The sequence below is a fragment of the Calyptranema fuscum S582 genome (assembly GCF_055793305.1).
On the sequence record NZ_JBSLYH010000019.1, the window covers coordinates 16,629 to 28,778 of the forward strand.

The 12,150-nt window shown below is 44.6% G+C and carries 8 protein-coding genes; 4 read left to right on the plus strand and 4 right to left on the minus strand.

Features of this window, described 5'->3' with window-relative positions; genetic code table 11:
• Nucleotides 1–17 precede the first annotated feature (17 nt).
• Nucleotides 18–5,504 (plus strand): methylation-associated defense system ATP-binding protein MAD8, encoded by a 5,487-nt coding sequence (mads8, locus tag ACR6Z4_RS14445; protein WP_479717993.1) that lies wholly within the window; start codon nucleotides 18–20, stop codon nucleotides 5,502–5,504.
• A gap of 32 nt (nucleotides 5,505–5,536) precedes the next feature.
• Here mads8 and ACR6Z4_RS14450 read toward each other — a convergent pair whose 3' ends face one another.
• The 3 genes from ACR6Z4_RS14450 to ACR6Z4_RS14460 all read right to left on the minus strand — a co-directional run bounded on the left by ACR6Z4_RS14450 (nucleotide 5,537) and on the right by ACR6Z4_RS14460 (nucleotide 8,711).
• Nucleotides 5,537–6,493 (minus strand): ParB/RepB/Spo0J family partition protein, encoded by a 957-nt coding sequence (locus ACR6Z4_RS14450; RefSeq protein WP_479717994.1) that lies wholly within the window; start codon nucleotides 6,491–6,493, stop codon nucleotides 5,537–5,539.
• Complete coding sequence (locus ACR6Z4_RS14455) at nucleotides 6,490–7,320, minus strand: ParA family protein (RefSeq protein WP_479717995.1); 831 nt, start codon at nucleotides 7,318–7,320, stop codon at nucleotides 6,490–6,492. The genes ACR6Z4_RS14450 and ACR6Z4_RS14455 overlap by 4 nt, the downstream gene beginning before the upstream one ends.
• Before the next feature lie 284 nt (nucleotides 7,321–7,604).
• On the minus strand, nucleotides 7,605–8,711 hold the full coding sequence (locus ACR6Z4_RS14460) for a tyrosine-type recombinase/integrase (RefSeq protein ID WP_479717996.1): 1,107 nt from the start codon (nucleotides 8,709–8,711) through the stop codon (nucleotides 7,605–7,607).
• 528 nt (nucleotides 8,712–9,239) lie between these two features.
• Between ACR6Z4_RS14460 and ACR6Z4_RS14465 the strand changes: the two genes are divergently transcribed.
• Genes ACR6Z4_RS14465 through ACR6Z4_RS14475 form a run of 3 tightly spaced genes read left to right on the plus strand, consistent with a single transcriptional unit; the run spans nucleotide 9,240 to nucleotide 11,310 of the window.
• Nucleotides 9,240–10,037: a DUF4058 family protein gene (locus ACR6Z4_RS14465; RefSeq protein WP_479717997.1), complete on the plus strand. Its 798-nt coding sequence runs from the start codon at nucleotides 9,240–9,242 to the stop codon at nucleotides 10,035–10,037.
• Entirely contained in the window at nucleotides 10,037–10,579 is a 543-nt protein-coding gene (locus ACR6Z4_RS14470) for a hypothetical protein (RefSeq protein WP_479717998.1), read from the plus strand. Before ACR6Z4_RS14465 ends, ACR6Z4_RS14470 begins: the two co-directional genes overlap by 1 nt.
• Complete coding sequence (locus tag ACR6Z4_RS14475; protein WP_479717999.1) at nucleotides 10,549–11,310, plus strand: hypothetical protein; 762 nt, start codon at nucleotides 10,549–10,551, stop codon at nucleotides 11,308–11,310. The genes ACR6Z4_RS14470 and ACR6Z4_RS14475 overlap by 31 nt, the downstream gene beginning before the upstream one ends.
• Nucleotides 11,311–11,360: 50 nt before the next feature.
• On the opposite strand, the gene ACR6Z4_RS14480 is transcribed toward ACR6Z4_RS14475, so the two are convergent.
• Complete coding sequence (locus ACR6Z4_RS14480; protein ID WP_479718000.1) at nucleotides 11,361–12,149, minus strand: hypothetical protein; 789 nt, start codon at nucleotides 12,147–12,149, stop codon at nucleotides 11,361–11,363.
• Nucleotide 12,150: the final 1 nt, after the last annotated feature.

Here is a 12,150-nt window from a genome sequence, read left to right on the forward strand (position 1 = left end):
AGTAGGAGAGTTAAATCATGAGTAACGATTTTCATGAATTACAGCCAGCAGAATTAACTCAAGCACTCCAAGAGTGGTTGCTTCCCCAACTTCAGCAAATTCTGACCTCTCGCGCTCCAGGACACTGTATGCGAGTGGCGGATTTAGATTGGGATCTGATGCTCCTACTTTGCGAGAGTCTACAGGAATCTGTTTTAGATGCCCAAGTATTTATCTTGTCAGAAGAGCCACACGAGGGCGATCGCGCTGCTCTATTCATCTCCGCCACAAAGTTAGTAGAGTTACGCAATCCTTTACCTGACAGCACCCTCCGTTCCCCACTACTCATATTTTTGCCGCCAAATTTACGCACCAGCGCAGAAGATTCCTTTGGGGTAACAACCTTTGAGGAAATCCAAATTAGTAATATCTACAAAGATTTAACAGAAACTCTTCTAAAGCAGCTTCCCACCACCCTTCAGGGACACGTTCAATTAACTCTAAAGCACTTAACAGAGATCATCTGGGTATGGGCAGATCAAGTTGCTCAAGTCCGCTATCTCCTTACAGCTATTCAAAATGGTATTGATGGTGCTTCCTTGGGAGCTGCTTTATATGAATTAGGTCTAGTACCTGATTTTAAGCTTTTCGATGATCCAACCATTTCTCTGAACCGAATTTATCGAAACCACGTTGCCGTTCATCAACTGACTTACTCTGACCTTTCAATTCGAGGCAGAGTAATAGAACTGGGTTTAAGTAATAAGGCTTTCAAACGCCGATTAATTCAGTTTCTTGTCGAAACAGGTTTAGATAATCCCCAAACCTGGACTCGTCAGGTTGTCCTTAACCGTACAAACTGGGGGCTGTCGTTTGACAAGTGGCAGTTTGAAACTGAAATCAGAACTGAAAAGGTACTCGTTGAAGTTCACAACACTGATCTACCAGTCGTCTCTGAGAACGAGTCTAACGAGCGGTTACAGGGGTTGGTCGGTCAACAAATTCTCATTCCTAAAGACCGACGTAAGTTTAACGTTAGCTTTACTTGTGATCCACACCCCGCCCAAGTTCAAGGACTACATCACTTCTCCGTTCAAATCCTTACGAAAGAGGGAATCCCAGTAGGAGTAGTCAAAACTCCAAAGGCGTGGAGTACAAAAAAATCAACCTGCACCGTTTCATTAGACAAGCTGAATAAACAGGATTGGGAAGAAGGGTGGCACTTCGTTCGTATCCTTGCCTGGACAGAAGATAATGATCCTATTCCTCTAGTTGATCCTCGAACTGACGCTTCGAGCGATCGCCTTGCCCCGAATGAAAGCGAACCTTTCTATGTCTTACCTGAAGGTGAGTTTGAAGAGGAACCAACTAAACGAACTTTTCCCCAGGAACACAGCCTTGAATACGCAAGGCTTAAACTCCAATTCGCTGCGATCCTAGACGGTCGTGAACCCGAAGCAATTAGCCCCGAATCAGTTGCTTGGAGTGACAAAAGTAACCGTACCCGCCAAACGGGTCATGAAGTTTTAGAAGTTAAATTTGGTCGCAATGGAACTTTTCAAATTCCAGTTGCACGGCATCTAAAGCATTTGGAACAGCGTATTCTGATGTCTCCTAGAAGCCCTGTAAGTTGGCGTTGGCAAATTAATAATCGGCAAGCCGAAAGCCCATCCCCAGAAGTTTTAGACTTACCAAAGCTTACAGCTGTAGAAAGCTTTCTAGCAGCAAGAACTCAGTATTTTGAATCCGTCTACAACTCTAGTGAAGAGTTAATTTCACAGGCAGTTGATTTTCTTTCCTTGAAAGACATCTGTGCTGAGTATGCAGCTACATATCAGGACTTGTTATTAGACCTTAAGAGCAAAATTGAACGTAGTACAGGAACTGATCAGCAAAAAGCAATCACAGCTCTACGTACTGTATTGCTATTAGATACAATTCATGTCATCGCAACAGACTTTAGAGGCAAAGTTCGGGAAGCGGTTTTAGTTGGTCCAACTCATCCACTGCGATCTCTCTGGTTAGCAACATGGACACAAACCGCTCAAGATTGGATGCTTGCGACAAAAAACGGATTAATAGAATACACTGCCCCAGTCCGGGATACTCTCCTGGAAAGCATAACTCTCTCAAACATTCCAGCTATCTTACCTGTCTCTGACGGCAGAGTGTTTGTAGCCGTTGATAACATTCATCCATTTTGGTCATTATACACACCTACAACAACGGAAGACCCTAGAGGGTTATTAGCTGAGGTATGTGCGGCCCTCGACTTACCTGAACCTTTAATTGGCGGAACCACAGCTACAGGAGATGCGCTCGCATCACGAATTATCCGTTATTTGGCACAGCACCCCTATATCCGAATACTTTCTATCAATGTCTTTAACCCAGGACAGGCAAGTGTTTTAGCTAATGCACTTGTAACTTTACAGAAGCAAAAAGCATTTTCTCAACTCCGTTATGACATCCGCCTATTTACACCAGATTCAGAAACTCCAGGTGTCGGTGACGCACTTGATCAACTTCTTTCACCTACAGGCACAGTGAGCTACGAGGCGGATGCTTTTTCAACCTCAAGCGGTAATCATTTACTGCCCAAGCTCAGTCTGTCAATTCATACTGTTGAACAATTCCGAGCCAATCCTGATAGTTATCGTGCCCATCTAAGCCTATTACTAGACCTGTTTCCTGGGGCTGAGATGTCAACAGGTAATGCTCTGTATCCAGTAGATGTTGCTTCTCTGCATGGACTCATTCAAGACTTTACTGTTCAATATCATGATGATGAAAATGGAACTTACTGGATCAGGCAACCTCGACATGGTAAGGCACATTCAGCTTCAGTAGATGAGCATTTGGTTGATTTACTCACTACATTACCCGCTCTTTTATCTGGTGCCGTTTCGACAATCGCTTTGGGATCTGCTGCCTTTGAGCAACGCCCTCAAATTACTCTAGGTCTTGATATCAACAAACGAGAACTGATTCATTATGTTCATACTGTAAGTGATTGGGTATTTACAGTTGATCGCAATCTGGGAATTGAGTTCTTCGATCACGGTGGACAGAGCGATCGCCCAGATTACCTCGTTGATTATGTTCCAAGTGCAATAACCGGAAATGGTTATCAAATTGTCATTACCTCCCGCTCTTTATCTGAGCTTGAAGCGTTGCTCTACCCTGTTCTAAAACGTTACGGATTTCAAATCGAGAAACCACAGACGACTTTGCTGCTGGAACAACTAAGGCTTCTATCCAGTCGGTTAGCCCTAAAACTGCTCTCTTCTTTGTCACAACAATCAGAAGTATTGGGGTTGGCACTAGCTCGTCTGTTCCTAAGATATCAAAAGGCTTTATCGAATCAGATCATTCTTCCTCTGGATGCCCATACAGAATTGTTCCAGTCCGCTAAGAAATATGCAGAAGAAATCGGCAATGAAGTGACATTACAGAGAACTGATTTAGCACTATTTGGACTAGATGCCGCCTCTCGCACCATTTCTTGTAACCTTGTTGAAGTCAAGTGCCATACATTGGGGACTTTAAGTGCATACACTCAGCTTAGGGAGAAGATTGTTCAGCAGATTGACCGTAGTGAAGAGGTTCTACGCGAATATTTTGATCCTGCATGGAAATCCCCTGATCGTCCAGATCGCTCGTTACTTACAAGACAGTTCGCAACTCTACTCAAGTTTTACTTAGACAGAGGAATTCGTTACGGGCTGATTGAGCAAGCAGCAGCTGAGGATGCGGATGTGTTGTTAACGACTTTAGAGGAAGGTTACACGCTTCATTTTACCCGTAGTGCCCTAATCTTCGATTTTGAAAAATCAGGTACAGAGCCGCCAGAAAAAGAATTTGGGATTGAGTTCCATCGAGTAGGTATTGATGTAATCAATGCATTAGTTGTCGAAGCAGCACACTCATTAAATGAAGAATTGGAAACTTTGACTCAACCAGAACAAGATTCCATTCCTCGATTAGACTCAGCCGCATTTATTCGTCCTAAACGCGATCACACAGTGACTTGGGAATCTTACAGCCAGTCAAAGAGTACTCTTATTGCTGAATCTCTTGAACAAACTAAGTCAAAGAAATCCCAACGAACTGAGCAACTACAATCTATCCCGGAAACTAAAGACGTAGATAAAACCCTATCCTCCGCCCAAGAGATTTATGAGTCTGAAGTAGCACTAAAACCACAAACACCAGAAGAATTACAGGCTCCTCAAGCATCTACAACAAAACCAACTAGCTCCCCTATCCAAGACAGGGCCTTATCAGCTTCTCAAGCATCTATTCAACTTAAAGTACCTCTCGCATCTGAACTCCCCTATGACATTATTTTAGGAACTCAAGAAGAATCTCCACAGTACGGCATCCTGGGGGAAGTCGCAGGGCGTAAAGTCGCTTTGGATCTGAATCAAACTCATACCATTAGCCTTTTTGGAGTTCAAGGAGCCGGAAAAAGCTACACCCTAGGAACTATTGTCGAAATGGCATGTATACCTGCACCTGGTATTAATGTCTTACCCAAACCTCTTTCAACAGTTATTTTCCACTACAGCCCAACCCAAGACTATAAACCTGAATTCACTTCAATGCTGCAACCTAACAGTGTCCACGCTCAGGTGGTAGCTTTGAAAGAGCGATATCAGGCAGAACCAACTCAACTCAGTGACGTGGTTATTTTAGTTCCTAGATCGAAAGTAGACGAACGAAAAGCAGAATACCCAACTGCTGAAGTTCTGCCAATTACCTTCGCCGCTTCAGAGCTAAAGGCAGCACATTGGAAATTCTTAATGGGTGCTGTAGGTAGCCAAAGTATGTATCTACGTCAAATCAATTTGGCTATGAGAAAACTCAGAGATAATTTAACTCTCGAATCTCTGAGGAACGCTGTTGAGGAATCAGGATTAACTGATCACCTGAAAGACTTGGCCAAAACCCGTTTAGAATTTGCCAGTGAATACATAGATGACAGCCAGGAACTTGTAGATATTATTCGCCCTGGACGTTTGATCATCGTGGATCTTCGGGACGAGTTTATTGAGAAGGACGAGGCACTAGGCTTATTTGTTGTCATGCTGCAAATTTTTTCAGAAGCGACTTATCAAGATACCTTATTCAACAAGCTGGTTGTTTTTGATGAGGCACATAAATATATAGACAGCCCTGACCTTGTTACAGGGCTTATCGAAGTTGTACGTGAAATGCGCCACAAAGGAACTAGCATTCTAGTAGCTTCTCAAGATCCTCCGTCTGTCCCCACGTCCCTTATTGAATTATCTTCTCAAATCATTTTGCATCGGTTCAACTCGCCCTCATGGTTGAAACACATTCAAAAAGCAAATACAGCCCTTAACAGCCTTACTCCTGAAAAGATGAGCCAGCTCAGTGCTGGTGAAGCTTATATTTGGTCTAGTAAATCAAGTGAAGACAGTTTTATAAAAAATGTTGTGAAAGTCAAATGTCGTCCGAGATTAACACAACACGGAGGGGCTACTAAAACTGCCCTCTGATGAACTGCTTCAGTCATTCGAGGTATAAAACCTCATTGAATCAAAGCTTCCATCTCTTTGAGCAGTGTCTCCAGCCTATCGCGTTTCTCCTGATCCTCCCAAGCAGTCGTTTTTTTCAGCTGGCGACTTACAGCATTGAACCGCTTTAAGTAGTCAGAAGGCTGAGAAGTAGTGTTCCGCAATTGGGAGAGTTGCTTAATACGATCGCGAATATCTCTGATTGAAAGACTCTGTGCGATCGCATCTTGAAGTAACCCCTGACGTTGCCCTTCATCCTTGATCCGTGAAATGGTTTGCGCTTTCGTGTACTCAATTTTTCCTTGCTGAAGCGCTTCAAGCACTTCTTTAGGCAGGTTCCGTAAGGGTAATCGATGCTTTACAAAGGACTGCCAACTTATTCTCCCCAAAGCAGTGAACACCTCTTCAACAATCTCTTCTTCCTGAACCACAACGTTGTGGTTCAAATTCCGGGTTGATTCATTCTGCATTCGATATAGAAGAGACACAACCTCCTGAACAGACAATTCCAGGCGGATCGCTAACAACTGTAGAATCCCTTCTGTCTCTTCAACAGGGTTCAAATCCTCTCGCTGTAAGTTCTCAACTAGCGTAATTTGAAGTGCCTGCTGATCGGTTAATTCAAGAATAGTCGCTGGAACTTCTGCTAAACCTGCTCCCTGAGCCGCTCTGTAACGTCGCTCCCCGGCAACCAGTTCGTACTCTCCAGGCTTTCCTGGCATCAAGCGAACTAATAAGTTCTCCAAAATGCCGTACTCTCGTACAGAAGCAGTCAACTGCTCCATTTTCTGAGGATCAAAATAGCGCCTGACTTGCTCTGGCTTACGGTGAATCTGAGCGATCGGCAGAAAATTCTTTGTCTCACTAGAATCCGACTGCTCCACTTCCTGATTCGTAGAACCAAATAATCTAGTTAAATCAATATTCCCCCCATAGGGCTTATCTTTTTTAGAAGCTTTAGATTGTGTCATAGAAGTTCCAGCCCCTCGATAATCTGATTCATCGCCTTCAGTGCAGGATGCTTTTTATCATAAAGTGCTAAAGGCAGATGTTCTTCTGAAGCATCTGCAAAAATCGTAGATCGCGCGATTGGTGGGTAAACTGCGGCAACAGGAGAAAGCTGTTCATGGATCGCTGATAATGTTCGCTCATCATGGGAGTTACGCTGGTCATACATCGTTGGAACGAAACCTGCGATTGCCAGATCTCGATTGGGACGCGCCTTAACCAGTTTTATCGTGTCGAAGAGTTGCTGTACTCCATTAAATGCTTTGTATTGAGACTGAATCGGCACTAACACATGAGTCGCTGCAACCAAAGAAATATAAGCCAGATTACCCAAACTTGGAGGACAGTCGATCAAAATAAAATCGTAATGATCCTTGACAGGCAGTAATGCTTCTCGCAAACGGAAATCACTCATCACCGCTGACATCAACTCGCGCTCTGCTAAAGCAAGCCCCAGGTTAGCCGGAATTAAATCAACACCGGGGGTGCCATCTTCTCGCTGAGTCTGAGCATAAATTCCCTTATGGATAGGTAATGGCTCATCCTGCAAAATAGCGTGATAGATCGTTTTATCTAATTCGTAAGGGTCAAGACCCATAAATATCGTAAGAGAAGCCTGCGGGTCCATGTCTACTACAAGAACTCGATAGTAGTCTCCCTTCTTCTTACTTCGTTTCTTTGTCTCAAGGTCTAGTCGTTTATAACAAGCAGTCATGTATCCAAGTTGATTGACAAGAGAGGTCTTGCCAACTCCACCAGCCTGATTAAACAAGGCAATAATCCGACTCATTAGGCTGTTTCCAATTATTAGAGTTCATTAATTTCTGAACCACAACGTTGTGGTTCATCTCAAAAAATAGACTGTAAAGCATTTCTGAAATACCCCTGCTATAAGGGGATCATCAAAAATAACAGCAAAAACTTTAAGCAGATTCAGCAGATTCGCTAGAAATCGGGGCATTGAAATGAAACTATTGTCCAAAGAACCGCTCCAGGATCGATCAGACAAAATAGACCTGATAAATAGTATGTATCAAGACCAGTTCAATTAAGCACCCATTTTTGTAATTTGCCTCATTTCAGTTCGCTATTCTGCGGGGGTTCTTCTCCAATGGATTGATAAAATGCCCGTTCAGCCGCTGCACTGAGCGCCCGTTTGGCATATCGCTTAAAACTTGCCTCTGATTTATGACGAGTCAATGTCCGAGCATGGAGACTTTCAATTCCCCTTAAAAGCAAGCCAGTCGCAAAGGTGTGGCGTAACTGGTGAGGATGCACATTCACCAAAGCTAGAACTTGGTTCAGTTCCGTTGGACTAAACTGTACCCATTTATCTTGCGGATCAAATTTTATTTCCTCCAATTCAATCTTCTGTTGCCGCTCTAATGCCAATTGGGCCTGTTCTGCTGCAATCTTTCCCAACGATTTAACGACATAGTACAACCCTTGATAGCCCAGCCGATTTCCGATTCGATTCCGCCCATAAGATAGAAAAAGAGGAGCATCAGTCGATAAATCTCCTTCCTCAGAGCGGCGCTGCACTAAGTAGGTGTTTACCTGTTCCCGTGCTTGACGACTAAGCGGTACCGTACCTGTACTGTCATCTTTTGCTGCCCGAATCGTCAACCGAACGCCATCGTAGTCTTCTACATTCAAATTAACGACCTCTTCTGCTCTTAAACCATGACTGAGCACTGCGAATAACGCGCGATCTCGCACCTCCGTCTCTCCCCTTTCTTCCAATGCCAAGTACAGCGCCGCAACTTCAATTTCTGATAAATCTCTTGCTGGCGGCAAAGGGACTCGCTCCATCTCCACCGCTGTAGTGGGATCATGGGCAATCTGCTCCGGGTAAGCCGAGCGGAACCATTCAAAGAAACTCATCAACGCCGTCAGTGCTCGATTAATCGAGTTAGCAGATAAGTTTTGTCCCTGTAAATACGTTTTAAATTGAGCAATTTGACGAGGTGTGAGATCTGACCATGCGCGATCAGTCCAAGCGAGAAATCGTTTCAATTCACGTCGATAAGCTTTCTGGGTGTTGTCAGCCAGCGATCTGGCTTGGAAATACTCCTCAACTCGAAGCCAACGCAAATCCGTCGGTTCTATTGAGCGTGATGGTAATGGAGCCTGGGAAGCCACCAAGCGAATCGAAGGAAGTCCATCTGAGCCTGAAAACATGAGTAATCACCACATAACTCAAGTTGTCTCTTTCTGTGACTGTAAGCATAAGTTGAGCAGGTTTGAAACGATAAGGTGAGCAAACCGGAGCCTAAAACCCTGATTCATCCATTAACCATAAGCTCTAATTAAGACCGTTTGAAACGATAAGGTGAGCAAAGGTACATTTTGAAATCATAAAGTAAGCAAAAGTTAAACTTCATAACCTGTGAACCTTACAACCCTTTTCCCTCAACAGTGACAAGCATTCCTTCGAGTTCATTTTTTCTAGACACGCTCTAGATATGGCAGCTTTAGGGCTGCCATCCTCTATATATGGAGCCAAAGTTTGTAAGGATAAGCTGAGCAGTTTCCCGTGTAAGCAAAAAGCGAGCAATCTGCTCAACTTATCCTTACAGTCACACTTTCAGTTTAGGGTATTTCAAGTAAAGTATCTGAACAATATCTTTTATACGACTAAACTACGACTAGGTTCAGATGAGGTAAGGTATACTGAACGAAAATCCTTGCACTGCGGGAGTTTCATGGATGCCGTCGCCTTTCCCTGGCATGAATCCCTACCTGGAACATCCAGCCTTCTGGTCGTCGTTTCATACCCGACTGATGGTGGCGATCGCCGATACAGTAGCGCCCCAACTGCACCCCAACTATTACATTGAGGTTGAGACTCGCACCTACCAGGATCAAGAAGAGCCAGAAGAAATTCTTGTGGGTGTTCCAGAGGCTGATGTCTTAGCTGCTCGATCAATCGATCAATTGGAGCCGTTGCGAGTTGAACCGGGTGCAACGTTAACTCAGAAACGGCCCCGCTCCATTTTCTTGCCCCAGCCAACCAGTATTAAAGAGCGTTATCTAGAAGTTCGCGAAGTCGGCACAGATACGGTCATTACGGCGATTGAGGCGCTGTCACCTAAAAACAAACAGAAGGGAAAAGGCAGAACGGCTTATGAAAATAAGCGCAGGCGAATTTTGGGCAGTCTCTCCAATCTGGTTGAAATCGATCTGATCCGGGCTGGCATCCCAATGACGATAATAGGAGAGGTACAGCCGAGTGACTATCGCCTCATTGTCAGTCGTAGTTCGCAACGTCCTCAAGCTGACCTGTATGACTTTGACTTGCGTGAACCCATTCCCAGTGTGCCGCTGCCGCTAAAACCTGAAGATGAGGAACCGTTGGTAGAATTACAGACAATTGTGCAGGGCGTGTGCGATCGGGCAGGGTATAACGAACGCATCGACTATCGTCAGCCTATACCACCGTCCAAGCTATCGGAGGCTGATCAGCTGTGGGTGGATGAGTTATTGGCTCCGATTCGAGGTGCGTGATGGCACGTCCCGACCAGGAAAAATGTCGGCTTTGCTCCAAGCTCGATTCCCAGGAAGCCCAACAGCGTCATGGACCGGACGGGGACGGCTGCTGGAATCCGAAGTATTGCCATAATCGCCGTTCCTACTATCGCCACCGGGGAGTACGGAACCATGTCCGTAAACAGCGACGACGGGAACAGCCAGCCGAATCTGGGTTAGCAGAATCTGGAACTTCCCTATTTGAACGGGTTGCAACCCTAGAAGTGTTGGCTCCTGCTGTTCCCGCTGCGGTCGTTCATTGGTACCGCATCACGAAAGATGCACCCCTCCATGCTCTGGGTGCAGAACTCTGGATAGGCAGCGATCGGGTTGCGAAAATTGAACCAGTTCACTGCCTGGGATTGACCGAACTGCAAGTCAAAACACTGTTAGTTCGGATTTTAGATGTCTTTTCTCAGCACAGTGGCATCAAAGTAGAACGCTTCCGATCGTCGGTGGAATTGCATCCCCACAATTGCCCAATTCGACCTTGTCCACTCTATCCGGAGGTCAAACTGTGATGGAAGTGCAGCAGTTAGAGCTTGACCTGTGGCAATCTTTGGAGACAGCAGCTCGGTTTCCAGAAACAGCAGATTTGCGATCGCTCTGTGATGCGCTAGAGCAAACTCTCTCTGACCAGTCTTTAGCCGAACAGTTGGCAGTTGCAGGAGATGTGTTGGTGCAACTCTCAGAGGTTCATGCTGCACGAGCAGACCTCCTAATTTCTCGCTGGGAGCGGCGGCATAACCCAACTGAGCCGGTGGTGAATCTGGAGGAGTGTGTCGAGCTCTTTGTCCAATCGCTATCGCTGGATGTCACCGATTTATTTGAAGAACCAGAGCCAGTGCAGTACCCGACAAACCGTAAAAAGAAGTCATCCACTCAAGTAGATGACTCAATCGTTGGGGAAGTAGATAAGGAGACGTTGTTAAATTGGATTGATCAGATGGTAGCGGAGCAACCCTTGGATGAAGCTCAAGTGGCAGAGCAGATTCGGGAGTTGGCACATGGAGAAAATGTGGAGGAATGGTCGAGAACAATCGCCCAACAACTTCAGCGTCTTCACGCAAATATTCGCTTATCTGATTTGCAGCAGATGTTAAAGATGTCGATAGTGGAGATATGGCTCGGTTTATTAATGGGAGGATACTCCTTGGATCAACAGGGCAATTTTTATGACACCGAGAACCTCTGGATTATTAACGGGAACAATGTAACATCAGGTGCTCCCTCGTTAGACTATCGATTGTGAAAGCCGAAGCGAATCACTGGAATTATTATTTGTTTGAGTTTTAGGAAGAATTAGGGTAAATTTTCACAAGATTCGAGTAGTCTGATCGCGTATGCATCAGCTGCTCCTTTGACCCAACCCGAATTGATCCAAATCAACCATGTGATAAGCAGAAAAAAACTCACCAATAAGCAGACAAGTGATAGTGGAGGACAACTAGAGAATTGCAAATTCATCCCTGTCTGAGTCAAACTATCAATTCGCCAATTAGCAAACATATTAAATAATCCAATTTTTGAAGTACATTGCACCCCAATAAAAATCACACCTATAGATGAAGTGACGATCCCGAGAGGCTTCATTCCTAGTAAGTTTCGTCGGAAGCCATAATTGCAATTTTCTTCATAAATCAGGAAAAATTTATTATGATCACGTGTCTTAGCAAGCAAAAACTGAGTACAAGTATCGTATATCTGATCTGCCAAATCCGGATTAGCCAGTTCTTCGCTTTCATTTGGCATAGACTGCCCTGTTAATTCATGTAATTTAATATGTTGATGAGCTAAGTTTACTTTGTTTGGTGTAGTGCGGTGTCGTAGGAAATACGTTGTAGGTTTACCATCCCAGGAATTATATAACTCTTTTTCTTTAGCTTTGCCCATATCACGTGCGAGTTGTGCCAAAAGTTTGAGTATCCCAAACCAAGCAAGTAAGCTGACTACTCCTCCCCATGACCAAACATTATCTGGAAAAAACGCAATAACAATTAATGCGATCGGTAAACTAACAAGCAAGGCAGGCGCTAGTCTCGCTTTGCGGTTGTAGTCGTCAAAGTTCTTTTCAATAAAATCTATAACCATA